The sequence below is a fragment of the Paenibacillus sp. FSL k6-2145 genome, from assembly GCF_037976585.1.
Lineage (GTDB): Bacteria > Bacillota > Bacilli > Paenibacillales > Paenibacillaceae > Paenibacillus.
In genome coordinates this window covers 69,928-94,629 of sequence record NZ_CP150267.1, presented here as the reverse complement: position 1 = coordinate 94,629, position 24,702 = coordinate 69,928, and the positions used below count along the sequence as shown (strand labels likewise).

The 24,702-nt window shown below is 47.4% G+C and carries 6 protein-coding genes; all 6 read left to right on the top strand.

The annotated features are described in order from the left end of the window. Positions 1-47: 47 nt before the first annotated feature. The 6 genes from NZ043_RS00365 to NZ043_RS00340 are packed head-to-tail and all read left to right on the top strand — an operon-like array spanning position 48 to position 24,692. Entirely contained in the window at positions 48-16,808 is a 16,761-nt protein-coding gene (locus tag NZ043_RS00365) for an amino acid adenylation domain-containing protein (protein WP_339312598.1), read from the top strand. After that, entirely contained in the window at positions 16,798-20,997 is a 4,200-nt protein-coding gene (locus NZ043_RS00360; protein WP_165980231.1) for a beta-ketoacyl synthase N-terminal-like domain-containing protein, read from the top strand. Before NZ043_RS00365 ends, NZ043_RS00360 begins: the two co-directional genes overlap by 11 nt. After that, positions 20,994-21,251 carry an acyl carrier protein gene (locus NZ043_RS00355; RefSeq protein ID WP_017687150.1) on the top strand — a complete coding sequence of 86 codons (258 nt, stop codon included), beginning with the start codon at positions 20,994-20,996 and terminating at the stop codon, positions 21,249-21,251. Before NZ043_RS00360 ends, NZ043_RS00355 begins: the two co-directional genes overlap by 4 nt. Continuing rightward, positions 21,248-22,399, top strand: coding sequence for an acyl-CoA dehydrogenase family protein (locus NZ043_RS00350; RefSeq protein WP_091028294.1), 1,152 nt, complete (start codon positions 21,248-21,250; stop codon positions 22,397-22,399). The genes NZ043_RS00355 and NZ043_RS00350 overlap by 4 nt, the downstream gene beginning before the upstream one ends. After that, complete coding sequence (locus NZ043_RS00345) at positions 22,396-23,376, top strand: ACP S-malonyltransferase (protein ID WP_133385588.1); 981 nt, start codon at positions 22,396-22,398, stop codon at positions 23,374-23,376. The genes NZ043_RS00350 and NZ043_RS00345 overlap by 4 nt, the downstream gene beginning before the upstream one ends. Further along, positions 23,373-24,692 carry an aminotransferase class III-fold pyridoxal phosphate-dependent enzyme gene (locus NZ043_RS00340; protein ID WP_133385587.1) on the top strand — a complete coding sequence of 440 codons (1,320 nt, stop codon included), beginning with the start codon at positions 23,373-23,375 and terminating at the stop codon, positions 24,690-24,692. The genes NZ043_RS00345 and NZ043_RS00340 overlap by 4 nt, the downstream gene beginning before the upstream one ends. The last annotated feature ends 10 nt before the right edge of the window (positions 24,693-24,702 follow it).

Below are 24,702 nucleotides of genomic sequence, written 5' to 3'. Positions count from 1 at the left end.
TGCCTTACACAGCTTGAATCTCAATTAAACGATGAGGTGTGGTCGTGATGGTACAAAAAACCGTTGAACTTTCCGAAACACAAAAGGGAATCTATTTTGATTGTCAGGTGAATGATCCCACTTCGTATAACATCTCAGCTTCAATGCAATTTGATCATCTTCAAATGGAGATATTTCGCCGGGCCATCGAATTGCTTATGTATGAGCAAGTGGTGCTGCGTACTCGAATTGAGATTCAAAATGATGTACCCGTGTTATCCGTTCATGAAGATATGGATTATTCACTTACCTTCTGGGACCTAAGTAGCGAGAATCAGGAGAATCCCAAGGAACAACAGTTAGAAGCATTGGTGGATGAATGCATCGGGACACCTTTTGATCTAGAGAAAGGTCCTCTGTTCCGTATAATGATTGTTCAGATGGATAAAAGCCGATATATTCTGACCTTATGTATTCATCATTTAATATGTGATGGCATGTCGCTTGAACTGATGAAAAACAAACTTATTCAGTCATATACGTGTCTTTTTGAAGATCAGCCTGTGGATGTCAAGCTGGATGAAGGATTCATCTCTTATGTTGAGGCAGAGAACAAGAAACTGCACGAAAACAAGTACTTCAAAGAGCGGGAATACTGGTTAAACAAAATGAAGGGAGCGGAACCTCTTTCTCTAAAGCACGACTTTCCAGCAGGTTCTTTACAAGAAGGAATTGGTCATGAACTGCGATTTGATATTTCGGAATCGTTAATGGCTGATATTACACAGATGTCCAAAGATAATGAAGTAACCGTTTTTATGTTCTTTATGGGTGCCTTTGGCATTCTTATGAGCAAATATGTCGGTACAGACGATATCACCTTTGCCTCCCCATATTCTCATCGTCCCGGTATGGACTTGGAAGAAACGATTGGATGTTTTGTCCATATGTTGCCTATGCGATTCCATATTGACCTCGAATCAACTCTAAAACCTCTGCTGCAACAAGTAGCCACAACCTGGATGGATACGTATAGAAACATCGGATATCCCAATAACCTCATTGTCAGAGACAGCATGTTACAGGCTCAACCCGGATCACCATCGTTGTTTGATATCTCCTTTGTTTATGATTCCTATGAGGAAGATATCCTCGGAACTCGTATTCTGGATCAGGATAAGGTTACGTTTCCAGGAGATCTAATGGTGGTGTTGAGTCGTCTACCGCAAGGGGCTCAGTTGAAGCTGCAATATAAACCGAGCTTGTTCCGTGAAGATTCAATGGAGCGAATGGGCCAACGATTTTTATACTTGCTGAATCAACTAGTAACCAATTCTGATCAAAAAATCAGTGAGTTCAGCCTCCTGATGCAGGATGAGAAAGAAAACTTACTGTACCGATTCAATCAAACTTCTTATTTTCCCTACACTCCACAACATATAATGGATATATTTCACGATAAAGTAGCACGTTTCCCGGAGCGGGTAGCTCTAATGGAAGGGAAGCATCATCAGACCTATGCGCAGGTCAACGCAAAAGCGAATCAATTGGCTAGGCAGATTGTTGCGAGTAAAAAAAGTGATAACGCGGCAGTTGGCGTGCAGATGCCACGTTCCTCGGATATGGTCATTGCCCTATTGGCTGTATTAAAAGCCGGATGTGCTTTTGTGCCTGTAGACCCTTCCTATCCTTTGTCCAGAAAGGACTATATTATATCGGATGCAGACATATCCATAGTGCTGGCTATGCAGCCCGAAAAAGATGACAAGACTCTGGATGTCCAGTACATCTACGTTGAGGGAGATCAGGCCTATACGGGGGATGCCTCAAATCTTGAAGAGGCGCTGAATCCGCATAGCCTTGCCTATATCATGTACACATCCGGATCAACAGGCAAGCCAAAAGGAGTCATGGTTGAAAATCATAGCGTAGTCAATACACTGCTTGATCTGGAGCGTCGTTTTCCAATGCAGGCGCAGGATGTTTACTTGCTGAAAACAGCATATACCTTTGATGTGTCCGCCACGGAACTTTTCGGCTGGTTCATGGGTGAAGGCGCACTAAGTATTCTTGAGCCTGGAGCAGAAAAAGACCCTGCTCGTATTGTGTCTACGGTGGCATCACATAAGGTGACGCACATTAACTTTGTTCCAACGTTATTCCGTCTTTTTCTGGAAACGATGGAGCTTCGCTCCGATCTGTCAGCATTGGAAACGCTAAAATGGATGTTTGTTGGCGGAGAGGCAGTCACGCCAGACATCATTGAGAAATTTAACAGGTTAGGCATTAGAGCAAGTCTGGAAAATGTATATGGTCCAACCGAATGCACCATATGGGTTTCTCATTATCCGTTAAGCCATTATGAAGGCTTGGGCAATGTACCGATTGGCTACCCGCTCAATGAGTCCAGATGGTATGTCGTCGGACATCATGATGAGCTTCAGCCGTTAGGTATTCCAGGGGAGCTTTGTCTTAGCGGTGTTGGGCTTGCACGTGGATATCTGAATCTGGAACAGATGACCCGAGAGAAGTTTATCCCTAATCCTTTCTTTCAAGAAGGACAGGACGCAGAACATTTCAGGTACATGTACCGCACAGGGGATCTGGTACGTTCACTCCCAAGCGGTACGATCGAATATCTGGGACGCATTGATTTCCAGGTTAAAATTCAGGGAGCCAGACTGGAGACAGGCGAAATTGAGAATACCCTGTCATCCTATCCGGGTGTCATCCAGACCGTGGTAGTCATGAAATCATTTGAAGGTAGGTCCGGCTTGCTGTATGCCTACTATCTGTCAGAGCAGGAGCTGCCTTCTGTCGAATTGAGAGAGCACCTGTCTCGTTTGTTACCGGCATATATGATACCATCCGTTTTTGTACATAAATCCGAATTTCCATTGAATAGCAGTGGGAAGATTGACCGGAAGGCACTCATGGCAGATATCACGCATGCTCACGCTTCCAGTACGTTCTATACCGCCCCGTCTTCTGAGCTTGAGAAGGTTATAGCCGAAGTGTGGGCCGAAGTGCTCGGTGTTGAGAGAGTAGGGCGCGATGACCATTTCTTTGAATTGGGCGGAAATTCATTTTCTGTCATTCAGGCTCACAATAAACTAAAACATTATACCGATGTGGAGTTCCCTGTTCCTCGTTTTTTCGAATGCCCGACATTGCGTCAATTTGCCGCGCTGGGACCAAAAGATGAGGGAGTTCGGATACCAACTGAAAGGGAACAATTGTTTCAACGAAAAGACGGTATTATGCGTGAGGACATTGCAATTGTGGGCATGGCGGTGAATGTGCCGGGCGCTGAGGATATAAGGGAGTTCTGGAGTAACCTTGTTGAACGACGGGAAAGCATTCACTTTTATAGTGATGATGAATTGAGGGAGCTTGGTGTGGAGGAAGCTCTGCTGCGTTCACCTCGTTATGTCAAGGCAAAAGGACGTGCCAACGGCATCGATGAGTTTGACGCAGGGTTCTTTGACTATACTCCCGGTGAAGCCAAAATGATGTCTCCCCAATTCAGACTTTTGTATCAGGGAATATGGGAAGCGCTGGAGGATGCAGGCTGCAGACCGAATGAAGCGGGTAAGGTGGGTGTGTTCCTTGGCGGGTCCGATGACTTCGAATGGTACCGTCAAGTGCTTTTTAACGATGCTAACTATAGCAGTAAATACGAAGCATTTACCCTCAGTACCAATCATTTTCTCGCTACCCGAATGGCTTATAAGCTTAACTTAAAAGGGCCGGCCTATACCGCTCTGACGGGATGTTCTACTTCACTGGTTACACCTCATCTGGCATGTCAATCTTTGATCGTTGGAGAATGTGATGTGGCCGTGGCTGGTGGGATTACCGTGGAGTTGCCCAATGAAGGGGGTTACATATTTGAGGATGGCATGATGTTCTCCACAGATGGACACTGTCGTCCATTTGACGCGGCAGCCAGTGGAACCGTCTTCTCCAATGGTATGGGAATTGTGGTGCTGAAGCGGGTAACCGATGCTCTGCGGGACGGAGATCATATCTACGGGGTCATCAAAGGCTCAGCAATTAACAATGACGGACAAGAGAAACTCAGTTTTCTTGCTCCTAGCGTAAGCGGACAGGCTGAAGTCATTCAGGATGCTTATAAGGTAGCCGGAGTAGACCCGGAAACGGTGAGTTATATCGAAGCACATGGTACGGGAACGTTGCTTGGTGATCCAATTGAAGTAAACTCGTTAACTCGGGCCTTTGCTTCCGACCAAAAGCAATTTTGTTATCTGGGTTCGGTAAAGGGCAATGTGGGACATATGGATACAGCCGCAGGTGTGGTTGGTTTAATCAAGGTAGCGCTCAGTCTTGGACAAGGTTATATCCCTGGAACAGCGAATTATGAGCAGCCTAATCCCAAAATTGATTTTTTGAATACGCCTTTTAAAGTTAATGCACAAGGTGTGGACTGGAAACAGGGCCATGTTGGAGTCATGCGCGCAGGAATCAATTCATTTGGTGTGGGGGGCACGAATGCTCACATGGTATTGGAGGAGGCTCCCGAGATGGAGAAGTGCAGTCCGGATGATGACGTAAATATATTGCTTTTTTCCGCCAAAACAGAGTACTCGCTGAACCGCACCGCTGAACGGATTATGGAACATCTGACTCAGCACCCGGAGCAATCTGTATCGAACGCAGCGTGGACCTTGCAGTCAGGTAGATCTGTTTTTGCGTATCGTAAGGCACTCATTCTGGATAAGACATGGAAGGATAATCCGGACAAGCTGATACAGCAGCTGGGGAAAGCACGCGTATACCATTCAGCTCAAGGCAACCGTCCCGTATACTTTATGTTCCCCGGACAAGGCAGTCAGTATCAGGGAATGGGTGCAGAACTATACAGATCTACAGAGCAAGCAGGACTAGCTCCAATCTTTAGAAGTTATATTCAGGAAATATTGGACCTTCTGCCTGCGGAAGAACGAGAAGAAATGCTGTCCGTTGTATACGGAGATCAGCAGCCTGAGCGAATAAACCAGACAGAGTACAGCCAATTCGCACTGTTCATGACAAGTTATGCGCTGGCCAAATCGCTGCTGGATCTGGGCATCAAGCCAGATGGCATGATCGGGCATAGCATTGGTGAATTGGCTGCCGCAGCGGTAGCGGGTGTGTTCGAACTCGGAGATGCTGTCAAGTTAGTTCGACTTCGCGGACGTCTGATGCAGCAACAACAACCCGGGGTCATGCTTGCCGTTATGGCGGATGCACAGCAGGTGAAGTCACAACTGGAGGAAGACATGTGGCTTGCCCTGGTGAATACTACAGGTTCCAGTGTAATTGGTGGGACAGCTGAAGCCATTTCACGGATGGAAGCCAAGGCTGAAGGACTGGGCTGGAAATGCATTCGTGTGAAGACCTCCCATGCATTCCATACGCCAATGATGAATCAGGCTGCCGAGGAATTTAGACGTTATCTAGCAGAGCATTCACTTCATACGCCACAGATCCCATTACTGTCCAACACCAGTGGAACATGGGCGCTTGGAGATGAAATCACACAACCTGACTATTGGTCCCGTCATATTTTACAGCCGGTGTTGTTTGAATCAAACCTGGCTGAAGTGTTGAAGGATGAGCGGGCTGTATTAATTGAAGTAGGTGCAGGACGAACGCTAAGTTCCTTTGCCAGACAGCACAGTCAATCAAGAGATTCCCAGGCGGTACTGAATATGCTGCGTCACGTAAGGGAAACGGAGCAGGATAGTATCTATGTGAACCGCAGACTTGCGGAGTTATGGTGCGAAGGCATTGAACCGGACTGGAAGGTGCTCAAAGGGCAGACGGTACGACGCAAATGCTCTCTGCCTACTTATGTTTTCAACAAACAATCCTATCCTGTCAGTGTTTCTCTTTCTGGGTCATCAGCAGCGGAAGGAATGGGTACCGGGGATGATACGGGGCATGCAGAGCAGGGTAAGGGAAGTGGCTCTACTCTAGTAAAAGGGACAGTTTATACAGGTGATTCCGACCAACTGAAACAGATTGTCCTGGACGCATATCGAACGATTTTTGGCATCGATGATCTAGATGAAGAGGTTAATTTCTTTGCGGTTGGAGGAGATTCTCTCAAAGCAGTCAGCTTGTCTGCATGGATCCGGTCTCATTTTGGAATTCAGCCTGAGGTAGCAGATATTTTCAATCATTCAACGCCTATTCAACTGGCGGAGCATCTCTATGTCATGGCGAAACCAAAAGTGGACCAACAGACCATTCAATCTGCACCCACTATGGATGCGTATCCAATCTCTTCTGCACAGATGCGTATGTTCACACAAGCGATGCTTGATCCAGGCAATACGGCTTACAACCTACCATCTGCAACCATTATTGAAGGTGAATTGGACCGTATAAGAGTTGAGGCTGCTTTGCAGAAGTTGATACAGCATCATGAGGCGCTCAGAACATCGTTTGAGATACGGGGCGGTCAGATCGTTCAGATCATCCAACCTTCGGTTCGCTTAATTATGGGCTATGCAGAGCAGCATGTGGCAGATGACCAAGAGTTGCCTGCGATGATCGAGACATTGATTCGTCCTTTTGATCTGGGGAGTGCTCCGCTTATGCGGGTTGAACTGATTAAGATAGGCGAGCGCAGGCACCTGCTATTCTTTGATATTCACCATATTATCGCAGATGGTACATCTGTCGAAATCATCACTCGTGACTTCAATGATTTATATTTTGGCAAAGAGCATGCAGTCCGATTGCAGTATAAAGATTACGCGGTATGGCAGCAGCAGCGTCTCGCTTCAAATGAATACAATTTACATCAAACATACTGGTTGGACCATCTTGGCCCTTCTTTACCTGTGCTGGAGCTCCCACTTGACCATGAACGTCCATCACAGCGATCCATGCAAGGGGGACGTCTCCATTTCACGTTGAATCGTTCGGTAACACAAAACTTGCACGAGCTGGCTTCCTCATCGGAAGCATCCATGTATATGGTAATGCTAAGTGTGTGGAATCTTCTTCTCGCACGCCGCTCAGGTCAGCAGGACATTGTGGTAGGAACGCCTGTTGCAGGAAGGATGCAAGAGGAGTGGAAAAAGACGGTAGGCATGTTTGTCAATATGATTGCGATGCGGAATTTTCCAACGTTTGATCGTACGTACACTGATTTTTTACGCGAACTTAAACAACATACTCTGGATGCTTTTGCGTATCAGGAGTATCCGTTTAATGAGCTTGTGGCACAACTGGGCGTGACACGTGAGTTGAACCGAAATCCGGTATTTGATGTTTGTTTTGATTATCAGAACATGGATTTGCATGGACTTGAACTTCATGGTTTGCAATTCAGTTCTTTTCCGGTGGAGACAGGTACGTCTACTTATGATCTGTTAATGACTTGTCAAGAAAACAGGGAGAAGCAGGTGATTGAAGGATATATCGAATACTCGCTGGATCTGTTCCACCGGGACACAGTGGAAGGTATGATGCAGGAGTTTATCGGACTCTGCCAAGAGGTTGTACAACAGCCTAATCTGTCTCTGAGCGAACTGTTTGAGAGAAACGAACGTTCTCATGAGCACCCAGTCCATCGTCTTGCTGGTCCACGTCTGGATTACAATTCTGCGGGGGGGCTGCATCGGCTGTTTGAGCTGCAGGCAGAACACACACCAGACAAGAAAGCTCTCCTTGTATCATCCGGAGCCTCTTTTACCTACAGGGAGCTTAATGAAAAAGCTAATACGCTGGCTTGGAAGCTGATTGATCAAGGTGTGCGCCGGGATGAACCTGTAGGCATATTATCCAGACGAGATGAATCGTTGATCATTATGCTATTGGCGGTGCTGAAAGCTGGGGCGGCTTATGTGCCTCTGGACCCTGCTTTTCCGCCGCAGCGCATCGTGAATATGATCGAAGATAGCCGAATGAACGTATTGCTGTGTACGCCTGATGAAGAAGGCACAGTGACTTTTAGCGGAGAGAGATTTGTGTATGATCCAACTGCCCAGGATGTGCGCTCATCCGTTAACCCGGACATAAGCTTCCTGTCTTCGGACCTGTCCTGTGTGATTTTTACCTCAGGATCAACGGGGCGTCCCAAAGGGGTCATGATTACTCATGAGGCGATGGTCAATTTTGTTGAGGACATCAGGCACCGACATATTTTTGCACATGAGACAGATCGCATCATCAGTGTAACGACCATATCTTTTGATATTTTCGGATTTGAAGTGTGGACACCATTATGCACCGGATATTCGCTGTATCTGGCCAATGAGCAGGAGCAGCTTGACCCGGCTCTTGCTTCACGTCGAATACGTGAATATGGTATTACGCACATTCTTAGCACGGTCTCACGCATTAAGGCATTTGTCGAAAATCCGGAATTTGCTCAGGCGCTGGGCAATCTGCGGTGTGTTCTTACCGGAGGGGAAAATGTCCCTGTGGGACTCCTCACCGATCTGAAGCGGCTTACGCCTGCTCGAGTCTTTAACATGTATGGACCAACGGAAACTACGATCTGGTCAACGACCAAAGAATTGAATGACACAGCCGCGATTACCATTGGCAAGCCCATTACCAATACAGAGATTTATATTCTGAATGATGAAGGTGAAATACTGCCACCTGGAAGTTATGGAGAGCTGTGCATTGCAGGAAAAGGAATATCCCGCGGTTATCTGCACAATGCAGCCGAGACCGATGCCCGATTCATTGCAAACCCCAATGTTTTGGGAGGCCGTTTATACCGAACTGGCGATCTGGCCCGTATACTGCCGGATGGGGATGTTGAGTTAATGGGACGGTTGGATCAGCAGGTGAAGATTCGTGGCTACCGGATTGAACTGAACGAGATTGAGCAGGCAGCGATGAATTATGAACGTGTAAGAGAAGCTGTCGTTAAGGTAGAAGGGGCCGAGCAACATTCATTGCAATTAATCCTTTTCTACAGTCTGAAGCCTGGGATTGAGCCTTCCGTTATGGAAGATGAAGACGTACAGCTTCGGACCTGGTTAAAGCAGCGGCTTCCACAGTACATGATGCCTTCTCGCTTGATTCGTCTGGAAAATCTGCCTGTGCTGCCTAATGGCAAACTGAATCGCAATGCCCTTCGTCTGGCTGATTTTAAAACGGGAGAGAAGGCTAATCCGGCTCTGGTTTATGGCTCATCGATTCAAGGAATGGAGCAGGCAAAAGTTGATCTGGAGCAGATGCTTATTGCAGCGTGGAAGGAAATATTGAATCTGGATACGGTTAATATCCATGATCACTTTTTTGACATCGGAGGCAACTCGCTGGGGCTTATTCTGATTAATAATCGGCTGAATGCCTATCTGGATAAAAGCGTTCCGCTGGTGCAATTGTTTGAGCATTCCTCCATTGCATCACTGGTCAATCATCTGGTGGCGGAGCAGATGCTGCCGACAGTTACACAACAGGTACAAGAGGAGAGCGGGAATATCGCTTCGGTTGGATATCCTGTTACGAACCCGGGCCCGACAGCAGCTCCCAAAGAGTATGTGAGGAGCACAGTTGAAAACAGCAAAGTGGAGCAGAGCAGACCGGAACAGAGTATCCCGTTTGCTTCAGAACACAGTAGCAGAATTTCTTCTTCGACGGATATCGCAGTCATTGGCATGGCAGGGCATTTTCCCGGTTCAAGAAATATTGAGGAGTTCTGGGATAACCTAATGGCAGGTAAGGATGGTATCACCCGTCTGAATGAGGAGGATCTAACCGCTGCGGGTGTACGACCGGAAGACTTCAAACATCCCGATTATGTACGGGCCAAAGGTGTACTGCAAGACACTGAGTATTTTGACTCCGGATTTTTCGAATATCCGCATCAGGAATCCAACATGATGGATCCGCAAATACGGCTGCTGCATCAGTGCTCATGGGAGGCGCTTGAGCATGCCGGGTGTGATCCTTACAGTTTTGAGGGAGCTATAGGATTGTTTGCCGGAAGTGGACTGAGCTTGCCATGGATGGTGCAATTTCTAGGTCGTTCCGGTAATTTGCTACAGGCTTTTGAAGCCATGACTTTGAATGAAAAGGACTATATTACAACCCGAGTATCTCACAAATTAAATCTGAGAGGGCCAAGTATGGCCGTACAGACCGCATGTTCGACTTCTTTGGTCGCCATCCACCAAGCTGCTGAATCGCTGATCCGGGGAGAGTGTGATGTGGCACTTGCGGGAGGTGTCTCTATCTCCTATCCGCTCAAAGAAGGTTATCACTGGCATGAAGGCATGATTTATTCAAAGGATGGTCATTGCAGACCGTTTGATGAGCAGGCATCTGGTACTGTGTCTGGTAATGGATGCGGAATGGTTGTGCTCAAGTCACTCCGCGACGCGCAGAGAGATGGAGATCATATCTATGCAGTCATTAAAGGTTCAGCGATTAATAATGATGGCATGGACAAAATTGGATATACGGCACCGAGTGTGGCCGGGCAGGTCAAGGTTATTCAATCAGCCCTCCATCGTTCGGGAGTGTCTCCTAAAGAGATCTCCTATCTGGAGGCGCATGGAACAGGAACCAAATTGGGGGACCCGATTGAAATTGAAGCGCTCAGGCAGTCATGGGGAACAGATCGTAGAAATTATTGTGCTCTAGGTTCTGTGAAAGCCAATATTGGGCATCTTGATGCGGCAGCAGGTGTCGCCGGTTTTATTAAAACCGTACTGACGCTTTATCACAGGGTGGTTCCGCCACAGATTCACATGAATCGGGCAAATCCGATGTTGGAGCTGGAGCATAGTCCCTTCTATATCAACAGGGAGCCACAGCCACTAGAAGACGCGAAGCGTATCTTGCGAGCAGGTGTCAGTTCGTTTGGGATCGGGGGGACCAATGCTCACGTCATTCTGGAGCAGCCGCCCGTCCAAGAGAGCCAAGTCAATTATGAATCTTTGCTTCTGCTGCCCTTCTCGGCCAAGAGTGAATCTGCGCTGGAACGCACGTACGATTCGGTTCTACAGGCGATCCATGCATTGCCGGAGCAGTTGCCCAATGCTGCGTGGACGCTACAGAAGGGAAGAAGCAGATTCATTCATCGTAAAGCGCTAATCGTTGTAGACGGTTATATTCCGCCAAGCGAGCAGTCTGTGGAGTTTGAGACACAGGCAAGTGTGATAAATGGGAAGCCTAAGGTCATGTTTTACCTCAGCGGAAATGCAAATTGGGAAGCGCGCAAGATTCGGGAACTATATGCTTCTGTGTATCGGAGCCAGGTCTCAGAGATATTCAAACAGCACTTTGAAGAGATACTGAACCTCTTTGAGTCCAAGGAACAGTATGCCATTCGCCAAGGCATAGGGCGATCGTTAACCGATTCAAGGCTTGAGCGCATGCAGTGCTTTGTTGTGCAATATGCTCTTTATAAAACCGTGATGCAGCTTGGTGTCAAGCCAGATGCTGTCTGTGGACAAGGCGTTGGCGAACTGGTGGGGTTGGTTATTAGTGATGCACTTGATCCAGTACATGCCGTAGGGCTTTTATACAATATGGAGCATTGGTCACTAGAAGAAGGAGCATTGTCAGATGCTTTGACTGGAAGGATGACAGATGCAACTGTAACAGACCATGCGTCGAGTATTGCACCACTGTTATCTCCAAATTTCCTGTTTACGCTGCTAAATCGCAAAACGCTTTCTGAATCTGATGGGCATACGTTGTGGATCGTTTCGAATCAGCTGCAGGATACAGAACCAATTGTCCCGGATTCATTTTCAGAGTCAAACATCATTGCTCTTACTGGAGATCGTCAGAGCTTGCTTGAGGCAGACGTGTATTTAATGAAAGTACTTGCTTTTTGCTGGTGCTCTGGCATGGAGTTGGATTGGGAAGAGTTAAACGGAACGGGGGGTAGGCAAAAAATTTCCCTGCCGACGTATTCCTTTGATCCCATTGTTCATCAACATGATGTTGCGTTGTATCAGCTTGCAGCGGGTTCTATCGCAGCATTAGACCAATCTCCATTTGGGAAAGTCAGGGTTCAACGGACTGATGATGAGATAAGGCATGTATTGTCGCAATTGTGGCAGGAGTTGCTTGGTAATGGAGAAGTCGGCCTTGAAGATGATTTCTTTGAGCTTGGGGGTCATTCATTAAAAGCGGTTTCCTTGGCGTCGAGGATTAAAGAAATGTTTGGACTGAATTTGGGGCTGGAAGAGGTTTTTGATCATTCTGTGTTTGAACACATGGTCCAATGGATTGCTGAACATCAGGCTACAAGTGACTCTGATTCAGTGAACCCAATCTTGCCTGTACCTAAGAAAGAGAAATACAAGACCACTTCTGCACAGCGAAGAATGTATGTGGTGCATGAGTGGATGAAAGGTGAGAGTACGGCGTACAATCTCGCCAGTTCCTATAGGGTAAGAGGAAAACTTGACCCTACCCAATTCACATTAATAATGGATGCACTGGTAGAGAGACATGAAGCATTCCGTACCAGATTTGAAATGATTGACGGTGAGCTTTTCCAGGTTGTCGAGGATCAGGTTCCAAGCGTGGTGGAGTTGCTGGAATTGGAAACGGCAGGGTTAGAGCAGGTCATGGAATGGATCAAGCCTTTTGATCTGACCAGCGCACCATTGGTTCGTGTTAAGCTCATTCGCCTTTCTCAAGAGGAACACATCTTATTCATAGACATGCATCATATCATTTCGGATCAGAGTTCCATTGCGATCCTGATGCAGGATTTTGCACGCATGTACAGAGGAGAAACATTGCAATCTCTTGACATTCAGTATAAGGATTATGCGGAATGGCGAGATGAAGCTGCGTCACATGGACAATCTGTTGAAGACGCCAAGTTTTGGATACGGGAATTCGAGGACATGCCTGCACCGGTTGAATTGCTTACAGACTTCCCAAGGCATGGCGCGTCATCCTACAGCGGAGACAGACGTTCCATTGAACTTGGTGAGTCGTTAAGCACACAGGTCAATGACTTCTGTACTCAACAAGGGCTTACACCCTACATGTTGTTCATGGCAACTTTGAATCTATTAATCTGGAAGTATACGGGTCAGGGAGACTTGGTCGTTGGTACAGCGGTTGCGGGGCGTGAGAAGCCAGAACTTAATAACGTTATGGGTATGTTCGTGAACATGCTCGCCATTCGCACCAGCATGGACAGAGAATGGTCCACAGAGGCGTATTTGAATGAGATGCGTGGCAAGCTGTTATCTTGTTATGAGCATCAGCATTATCCTTATGAAGCACTTGTGCAACAACTTGGTCTGTTCGGTGATTTAAGCCGCAACCCCCTATTTGATGTGGTGTTAAATTACATTAATATGGGAACCGATGATCCTGAAGCCGGGGAACTGATGCTTGAACCATGGGTCGAAGGTAAGGTGGATGCCAAATTTGATCTGACTTGGACACTGGTCGAGCATAAGCAATGTTACACGGTTGAACTTGACTATCGCTCGGATTTGTTTAAAGCGGAGTCCATGGAACTGATGCTGGATAAATTCCGGTATATCCTGTCTCAGATCACAACAGGGGATAATGAACGAATTGGTCAGATTAAGCTCACTACACCGGAGGAAGAGGAATGGCTGCTGTACGGAGTCAACGATAATGCAGCCCAGTATCCGCGAGATGCGACCATTTCCCAATTATTCGAGGAACAAGTTCATGTGCATGCACAGAAGACAGCATTGGTCTGGGAAGACGGTGAATGGAGCTATGCGGATCTGTATGAACGTGTTCAGTGGCTGGCGTGCAGGTTGCTTGGACAAGGGATAAAATCAGGCTCCAGTATTGCTCTCATTCTGGACCGTGGACCGATCCAGATGATCAGTATTCTTGCTACACTCCAAGTGGGTTGCAGTTATGTTCCGATCGACCCGGCTTCGCCGCCATCGAGAATTGAATTTGTTTTGCAAGATTGCGATGCGGCTGTGTTATTGACTGAAACGGCATATGTCTCCACATGGCAATCTGTAGTACCTTGTATCGTGCCGGCAGATGAACTGGCAGCATTTGATTCAGGAGACATGCAGGAGCCCGTTGAACATATGAACAAGACTGCTCTTGACCCGGCTTATATCATTTATACATCAGGGTCAACAGGAACCCCAAAAGGGACTGTGATGAGTCATCGCAATGTGACCAAAGTCATGAAAAATAGCAATTTTGTCACCGTTGTGCCAGAGGATCGTATCCTGCAAATTTCTAACTATGCGTTTGACGGTTCCATTTTTGATATTTTTGCTTCATTAATAAATGGCGCTACTCTTGTATTAATCTCAAAAGAGACCATTTTGGATATGGCTCGTTTGGCGGATGTCATCCGACAGCAACGGATTTCAGTATTTTATATTCCGACATCCTTGTTTAATTTGCTGGTGGATTGGGATGCTGATTGCTTGAAGAGTGTGCGTAGAGTGATGTTTGGTGGTGAAGCTGCATCGGTGAGTCATGCCAACAAAGCGCTTGCATGTGTAGGGCCGGGCAGGCTGTTAAATGGATATGGGCCAACGGAAGCAACCTTTTTTGCCTCCTACCACTTATTAATGCAAACAGAGCCTTATACTGGCTCACTGCCCATAGGTTACCCCCTGTCTAACACAGCCTTGTATGTTCTGGATGATGAGCTGAAGCCTGTACCACCCAACGTTCCAGGTGAACTGTATATCAGTGGGGATGCGGTAGGTATTGGATATCTTAACCGTGAGGATCTTACCCGAAAACACTTTCTTGATGATCCCTTCCGCACGGGAGAACGAATGTATCGGACAGGTGACATCGTCAAACGTCTGATTGACGGCAGTCTGATTTTTATTGAACGTTCGGATTTCCAGGTCAAAATTAGAGGTTTTCGCATTGAGTTATCAGAGATAGGCAATTGCATGGAGCGTCTTTCGGGAGTTCGTGATGCCTTTGTCATGACAGCTACAGAATCATCAGGAAGCCTATACATTGCCGCTTTTTATACAACCGATACTGGAGCAGATGCTGAGTATATTCGAAGAGAACTTCACCAGCAACTGCCAGAGTACATGGTGCCTGCACGAATTATTCGACTGGATCATCTTCCGATTAATGCCAATGGCAAAGTGGACCGAAGAGCATTGTTCGAGAATTTGGTTGAAGAGCAGCAGAGGTCTCTGGAAGTGAATTCACCTCGGACAAAAACGGAGCGTGTCATTCTTGCCGCCATGCGACAGATTCTGGGTAATCCGGGCATTGGTGTGGAAGATCACTTCTTTCAAAATGGGGGGCATTCGCTCAAAGCAATTGCATTCACTCAAATTTTGTCAAAAGAAGGAATTGCCATCAATGTGAACGAATTATTCCAATATCCGACAGTTAGAGGACTTGCCAAATTGGTAGACATTAATCCTCCGGCGTCAGTTTGGTCCGAAGATAGCCTGCATATTCAGTCCCCGATAGTCATACCACAGGACATAACACTTCATGAGAAACAACTGGACAGCCTGGTCCTGCACGTTTTAAACAGCTGCAATCAGGTTTCATCTTTTATGGCGGGCATGACCCCTATGGGTCGATTCCCACTATCTCCAATTCAACAAGCACATGCTTCTACGACTTCACGAGCAAGCGGATTTACAACAACGCTGGAAGGCGAATTGAATGAACAAGCTGTAAAAAGCCTGATTCTTGGGGTTATATCCCGGCATCAGTTGCTGCACAGCATGATATATGAGGAAGAACAATTGTATTGGCATCCATGTGATATGTCATTAGCGGCGGACATGCTGCAACAGCTTATCCCATATCTTGATATTCGTCATTATGCTTCGGATACGATTGAGCAGTTGGAGTACAAACTGGTTCAGTCTCTGTTACACAAAACGTATACGTTGAAGGAACTACCATGGCGTCTGTGTATTTTGCGTACAGGAGCCACAGAGCATAAGCTGATTTGGAGTTTTGATCACCTTGCGTTTGATGGTATGAGTGCCCAGATCATCAAGCAGCAACTTGAGTCGAAGGCATTATATAGACCGCAAGGTGTAGGGACAGAGAGTGATCTTCTGTACCAAGTACGAAATTATGAGGATTATGTAAGTTTTCTGTCACAAGGCCCCATAGGGGTATCTGAAGATGAAATGAAGAAACAATTTTCACTTCAGGCATGGAATAGATGTAACACCATCGTCATGAACAAGTTGAAGGAAACAGAAACATTGCTGCCTTCAGCGATGACTGTCGAGTTGTCCCTTGCAGGGAAGGAGCCTGCAGATGTTTGGTGGACATGCTTTGAAACTTTTGCCAACATCATTGCGGCTTATCTGAACATAAGCCAATTGCCAATAGCCCTGGTGCATTACGGAAGGGAGTATGGCGAAGAATCCTACTATGATTATGTGGGAGAATTCCTAGATCTCATTCCAGTGCTGGTAGACAGTGAATTCACACAGGAAGATCTGTTGAAACGTCTGGAATTTACGAAGCAACACAGCATTAACTTTATGGCACTTACACATGATTCTTCCCTCTCGGCACAATATGATGGCATACAGGAACAATTGGGAACTGCCTACAGGCAAGTAGAACAGGAGCCGCGTCAGATGATTCTGTTTAATTATCAAGGCTTCATCTCCAGCAGCGAAGCGATCCCAATGTCGTCTCAGTCGTCGGATGACCAAGATTCGAATTCGGCACTTGCCCAATTCGAATGGGTCATTCGCTACGACGAAGAGTGTCTGTACGTACATCTGGCCTGTCAGACTGGTCTGGACATCAAACGTATGAAACAGCTGATTGATGACAAGCTTGGTAGCGATGTGAAAGTGGTAGTTCACAATGAGGCAATGGAGGTGCAACATGTCCAGTAAATCCATACAGCGAGGACCCGAGCTGATTGTGCCAGAACATTATTCAACAGTGGCTGAGATGCTAATCTACATTGCAGATACTCATCCAGAAAAGGGAATGACCTATATCAGCTCTTCAGGTGACGAACAGTTTGAATCCTATCCTGAATTACTGATGCAGGCGCGCAAGTACCTGCAGTCTCTTCAGGAGCAAGGCATTCAACAAGGACAGGTCGTTATTTTGGAAATTGACCAGTCACAGGAATTTTACCGTACCTTTTGGGCTTGTATGCTGGGGGGCATTATTGTCGCCCCGGTTAGTCCTCCGGCTGCCTGGGAACCAGGCTCAGCCGGTCTGGAGAAATTCACGAAAGTGTGGGAGGTACTCGGGCGTCCGGTAGTGATCGTCGAGGAAGCCTACATGCCCAAGTATAAGCAGCTTGCGGAAAGTCCGGTATTCAAAGGTCTTATGTTGATTAGCGTGAACCAGCTTCAGGCAGGCCAACAGATGGCTGATCTATGCCCAACCTCTCCTGATGACATTGTGTTTCTGCAATTCTCATCAGGAAGCACGGGAATTCCCAAAGGCGTGCAGTTAACAAATCACAATATTATCGCCAACAGTATTGCATGCAAGACTTTTCTTGGAGCTGAAGAAGGAGATAATGTGTTTACCTGGTTGCCGCATACGCATGATATGGGGATATTTGGACAGCATCTGACACCCGTCCTGAGTGGAGCCAACATCATGGTGATGTCACCTTATACTTTCGTACGGTCCCCTTATCTGTTCTTGCGCAAGATTACGGAGCATCAGGGAAAATGGTTTTGCTGTACCAATTTCGGTTTCGAATGGATGGTTCAGAAGATCCCGGATTCCAAGCTCTCAACGCTTGATCTGTCTTCACTGCGTATGACCTTGAATGGTGCAGAGCCTATATCAACGTCTGTTATCGAGCGATTTGTCAAAAAATTCAGCTCTTGTGGCTATCGTCCCAATATGATGTTTCCTGCGTATGGCATGGCAGAAGCGACAGTAGGTGTATGTACCTCCAGACTGGGAGAAGAGCCACGAATTGAACGTATTTCGCGTTCACGGCTGGTGCAGGAAGGACTGGCTGTGCCAGTCCAGCTGCCTAGCAGTGATAGCCATACTTCGGATGTGATTGAATTTGTCCATGAAGGATATCCCATGACAGGGATTCAGATCCGGATTGCGGATGAACAGGGTGAAGTGCTGGATGAGCGGGTTGTTGGCGAAATCCAGATCCGTGGGGAATCGGTAACTTCCGGATATTACAGTCTCCCTGAGATCAATCGTGAAATGTATGTGGATGGGTGGCTTCGCACTGGAGACTTGGGTTATATGGCTGACGGCTCCCTGGTTGTAAGCGGACGAATCAAGGACATTGTGTTTATTCGGGGACAGAACCATTATGCGCATGATCTTGAAGAAATTTTGTACCAGAATAGCAGCATTCCGAGAGGGAATCTGACGGTAGTCGGGCACTTTAACAGCCTCAAACAAGTAGAGGAGCTGCTTGTATTTGTTAAATACAAATCGGGCACTCCACAGTTTCTGGATGTGCGACAGGATCTGATCCAACGTATGAGGGCTGGATTGGGTATTGAGATCACCCATGTTCTCCCAATCAAGGTTATTCCCAAAACGACGAGTGGCAAGGTCCAGCGGTTCATGCTGAGAAACGAATATGAGCGTGGAGCATTTACCAAGGACATCGAGGCCATTGAAGAACTGATTCGCGAAAACACACAACAGCAAGGACACGAGACGGTTTCCGCATCGTCTTTGGAGTATACCGTACGTAAAGCCTGGGCCGAAATTCTTCAATTGACCGCAGGAAAGATTGAGATGGATACTTCTTTTCTCGCACTTGGAGGCAATTCCATTCTCTCCTATCAATTACTTGACAAGCTGTCTGCACATATGGGACGTGAATTAGGACAAGAACTACTTGTTTTTTGCAGTACAGTACGTGAGATGGTGGAATATCTGCAGGAACTTCCAGCAGAAACGAAGGACTTTGAACAAGCTGAAACCACAGATAATCACCTGAATGTACATCGTGCTATTGCTATTACCGGACTGTCTCTGCGTCTGCCTGATGCCGACACCCAAGAGCAGTTCTGGAGCAATTTGGTTAACGGGTTAGATAGTGTTGACCGGGTTAGCCTAGAGCGTGCAACACGTTCCAAGCAACCCGATTGGGATGACTGGATTGGGGAACTGAAGCAACCGGATACGTTTGATCATGAGTTCTTTGAAATCCCGTCTGAACAAGCTGCATTTATGGATCCGCAGCATCGCAAGCTGCTGGAAGTTGCTCATGAGGCGCTGGAGGATGCGGGTATGCTCGTGGACCATGAGGATAAGCGTGATGTGGGTGTGTATGTAGGGATTAACCCTAGCACATACTTCGATCTGGTTGTTGATTATATGAACCGGAGTTTTGGAAAGGCTGTTCATTCTCACGCTATGGTAGGCAATATGTCCAATATTGCAGCAGCCTCCATTTCACACATGTACAATTTCACAGGACCGGCACTGTCCATAGATACGGCATGTTCTTCCTTTCTGGTAGCACTGACACAAGCTGTGGCGGGCATTCAGGACAAGCGTATCTCTGGGGCAGTTGTAGGTGGAGCGAACATTTTGGCTACACCGCATGTTCATCAACTATCACGCAATGCTGGAATCTGTTCTTCCACTCAACATACGAAGGTATTTGACCGGGAAGCAGATGGTTCAGTCCTGGGGGAAGGTGCTGTTGTTGTATATCTGGAGCCGCTAACAGAGGCAGTTCGCAACAATAAGCATATTTATGGTGTGATTCGCGGGACAGCGGTGAATAACGACGGATATTCCCTGGGCATTATGGCACCCAACCCTCAGGGGCAATATGAGGTACTCCGTGCCGCTTATCGCGATGCCAACCTAAACCCGAGCGAGATTTCTTATATTGAAGCACATGGATCGGGGACAAGGATTGGAGATCCAATTGAGGTGAATGCCTTGCTCCGACTGTTCCGAGAAAAGGGATATACAAGCGACAATTCAATTGGATTAGGTTCAGTCAAAACCAATATTGGTCATTTATTTGCAGCCTCCAGTGGAGCCAGTCTTGCCAAGGTTCTGCTCAGTATGCAGCATGGGGAACTGGCACCAAGTCTGCATATGGATAATCCGAATCCGGCCCTCCGACTGGACCAATCGCCGTTCCATATCGTTAGCGAGCGTAGATCATGGGATGTACCTGAAGGAAAAACACGGAAGGCAGGCATCAGTTCGTTTGGCCTGGGAGGTACGAATGCCCACATTGTGCTGGAAGAATGGAAAGCCCCTGTCCGTGCAGATGCCCCGGCACGAGGCCAATTGTTAACGTTCTCTGCGAAATCAGAGGAGGCTTTAAAAAAGCTGATTGATAACACGGAGCAATATGTGAAGAAACATGCGGACCTGGCACTAGAGGATCTTTGTTTTACCCGGAACAGATATAGAAAACATTATCGGTATCGTGCAGCAGTAGCTGTCAGCTCCACCGGAGAGTGGAACATCGAAGAGATGGAATTTGGCTTCAAGCCTAGAAACCGAGCTGCTCGTGTCAATATTGTGGTTGGGGGGCATGAGATTCGCGGAGAAGATGAAGCGGAAGCACGCCAAGTAATCAGGCCAGACGTTTCTAATGAAGATACGGTATCTACCTTGAACTACTGGGTGACCTTGCTTGAGACACTTGTACGTCTGGTCCCTTCCATTCAAGAGATTCGAGGAATAGCTTCAGGAGAGGAGCTTGTATCCCGTTTACATCTGGATGGCGAGGAACATCACAACGCTCATGCAAGCCAATCCATTCCAGTGAACAACAGAGTGACGTTAGAGAGTCTGCAAGACACACCTGGCAAGATGGCAAACGCCGACATTGTAATTATGATTGCTGCAGATCAGACAGTGCAGCAGCTTGCATACAGTGGCAAGGAGAGCTTCATCCGCCTGTCTGCCGAGCCGACACTTACCATGGAGGATCAGCTTGCTTTATTGCTGGGACAGCTTTATGTACGTGGTGCTGCGCTGGATTGGGAACAGTTACATCCGAATGGCTCTGGCCAGATTGTACATCTGCCAGCACACCCATTCGAGCCATATGTACATTGGATAGATGTGAATCAGGGAACGGAGGTCATGATATGACAAAAGAAGAAATTGAGCTTTTTATCAAAAGCGAGATTGCTGCAGCGTTGAATCAGGAGCCAGAGGACATCGATGAAGAGATGAATTTTCTGAAAATTGGTGTCTCATCTGTGCAGGCGCTCAAGATCATTAACCGTGCGCGTAAGCATCTTCAAGTTGACATCAGTCCGGTCGCGTTGTTTGAATACAAAACAATTGCCGAGTTCGCCGCCTATCTCAATGAATCTCTTCTTCAAGAGGGGGTTGCCGAATGATTGAAGTGGATGTAGAGCAAGAGATCATTCATGAAGCTGAATTGTTTGCTGCCCGTGAAATTCGTCCTTATGCTCAACAGATTCAAGAGCAGCAAGCCATTCCCAGAACATTGATCCGTGCCATGGCTGAAAAAGGTTACTTGGCTGCCTCGATCCCGGCTGAATATGGCGGAATGGGTCTCGGTCCCAAGGCGTACGGGCTGTTGACTGAAGTATTTGGCAAGGCTCTTCCAGCCGTTCGCAGCTTGTTAACGGTACATACTTCACTTGTAAGTGAAACTTTGGTACGTTTCGGAACGCCTGAGCAAAAATCGTCCTGGCTGCCCAAGTTGGTGAAGGGAGAATGGATTGCTGCCTTTGGCCTGACTGAACCGGAAGTTGGTTCGGATGCAAAAAGTGTAAAGACCGAGTGGAGAGAAGAATCGGACTGTTATGTTTTGAATGGAAAAAAGAAGTGGATCACGTTTGGACATTTGGCAGATGTATTTATCATTATTGCCTCGAATCAGGGACGAAGCACTGCTTTTTGGGTCGAACGCCAGTTTGAGGGGGTACAGACCAAACCTATTGAAGGTGTCATGGTTGCGGGCGAGACAGGTATAGCTGAGATTGATCTCCATGAGGTGCGTGTACCAAAGAATCACATGATTGGACGTCTGAATGAAGGTTTTGAGTACATCGTAACCGGGGCGCTGGACCAGGGCAGATATAGCATAGCCTGGGCAGGGCTGGCGATTGCGCAGGAAGCACTGGATGCCATGGTGACTTACTCAAGGAAGCGGAAGCAATTTGATCAGAAGCTGAGTCATTTTCAGCTGATTCGCGGCATGATTGGAGATGCGGTGACAAAAGTCCATGCAGCACGAGCATTATGTTTACGTGCAGCCGAGCTGAGAGAAGCCAAGGACCCGCAGGCCGCCATGGAGACAACAATCGCCAAATATTTTACGTCCAAAGTTGCTGTTGAAGTTGCAAGCGATGCGCTACAGGTTCATGGTGCGAACGGAATTAGTAACCAATATCCTGTTGCCAGGTTGTATAAGGAAGCCAAAATTCTGGAGATTATTGAAGGTTCTTCTCAGATGCAGCAGGAGATGATCTCGCATTACGGATTAAAAGCCTATTACAAGCGTGGCGGTAGCGTATGACGTTCTGTGCGCTATTTCCCGGCCAGGGAAGCCAGTATATCGGAATGTGCAGCGAGTTGTTGGACAGTGAGCCGGAGGCGAATCAGATCTTTGCGGAAGCGAGCGAGGTGATCGGATTTGATTTGAAAGCACTGGTTATGGAAGGGACCCTGGATCAATTGACGGTCTCTGAATATGCTCAGCCTGCTGTACTGACGGCAAGCTACGTTCTATTTGACTCATTTGTTCGGCGGACTGGAATGACTCCAGATTATGCAGTAGGTCACAGTTTGGGGGAAATTTCGGCTTTAGTAGCGGCGGGTGCATTGCGATTTGCTGATGGAATCCGTTTTACAGCTCAGCGTGGTGCGTTGATGCATCGCTCCATTCAGGAGCAAAAAGGAAGAGCGGGTATTGTTGTTGATGTAACCCAAGAAACGCTTGAAGAATTAGTCGAGAATATTCGTCAGAACGAGTATGTGACGATCTCCGGTTATAATTCACCGGGACAGTTTGTCGTCGCAGGTACTGCGAAGGGTCTTCAATTGCTGGATGATAAGGTGGATGGCTACGGTGGGGAATTCATTCCTTTTCGCATGATGCCAATGAAGGCAGATGCACCTTATCATAGCGAGTTGATGCAGTTCATTCAGCCTGAGCTTGAAGAGATGCTTGCAGGGATTTCCTTCTCTGCACCGGTGTTTCCCATATGCTCTACAGTACATGGTGAGTTCATTCGCGGAGCCGAGGACATTCCTAAGCTGCTGAGCAGCCAGCTTTTGCAACCCATTCGCTGGAATCAGGCATTGGCACGCGTTCAAAATCTGGGAGCAACGGTATGGATCGATATCGGTCCAGGCCAGAGCGTAAGAAATATGCTGGCTGAGAATAAGACCTTGCCTGCAGCCTATTCGCTGGATGACCCGCAAGATCGATCCAGGTTACTGGAGCGATATGAAGCAGTAAACCAGACAAGTGGGGGAGGGGATACGGGATGATCACGGAGATGATGCAGTACAATCAGCGGGTGAAACAATGGCTGCCTGGAGGTGTGCACTATAATTTTCACCTTCCTTGGGAAGAGACGCCGCTCCATTTCAAGCATGCATCCCGAAGCAGAGTGACGGACATGAACGGCAACGAGTATTTGGATCTATATGCCCGCTTTGGTGCCCTCATTGTTGGCCACGGCAACGAGGAGTATAACGAGTGTCTGAAGGATACCATTGACCGTGTTCTTTCCGTAAGTCATTGCGATCTGGATGCAGAGGCTCTGGAACTGATCCATCAATATGTACCTTCAGCAGAGATGATTCGTTTTGGGTTATCAGGAACGGAGATTGTCCAGAATGCACTTCGTCTTGCCCGGGCGTGGACAGGTAAAAATCGCTTTGTACGTTTTGAAGGCCATTATCATGGCAATGCGGACAATATTATGGGTGGCAAGACTGCACGTACAGGTATGCCTGTACCCTCAGACTATCCTGGTGACATGAAAGGAACAAAGGGGAGGGCAAGGGATGCCATGGAATCTCAATCCTACCTCCTGCCATGGAATGACGCAGCCCGTCTGGAGGAACTATTTCGCCAGCATGGAGACGACATTGCAGCAGTAATCATGGAGCCGGTTTGTGTAAATGGAGGCGGAGTCATGCCTGCTCCGGGTTATCTGCAAAAAGTCAGACAGTTATGTGACCAGTACCAGGTCGTGCTCATTTTTGATGAGATTATAACAGGATTCCGTATGGGACTCGGTGGTGCCCAACAGTTATTCGGTGTAACACCCGATCTGACTACACTTGGGAAGGCAATCGCCGGTGGCGGAGTTCCGGTGTCAGCCCTGGTTGGCCGAGCAGATATCATGAAGTTGCTTGTAGACAAAAAAGTAATTCATGCGGGTACGTTTAATGGCTATCCATTAGGTACAGCTGCTGTAAAAGCTACGCTGGAAATGTTGGGACGCAATGGAGGACAGGCGATGCACAGCATGAACCGCCACGCTGAGATGATGCATGACATACTCTGCCAGGAAGCAGTGAAGGTGGGTCTGCCTTTAATTGTTCAGGGGCCGTCCGGCTGTGCTTCTTATCACTGCTGCACGGAGCCGCTTACGGATACGGCTGATTATACGTTTGAATTGATGTCTTTTGATATTTTGCTAAATAGCAAGCTTGCTGAGCACGGTATTCTGGTATCTACGCTCTCGCGGATGTATCCGAATATCCTGCTTGATATGCAAGATGTTGCCTGGTTCAGTGAGCGTGTCCCTGCAGCACTTGCAGAAATGAAAGAGCTCTACGACGAGCTGGTCTGATGGTAGCTCA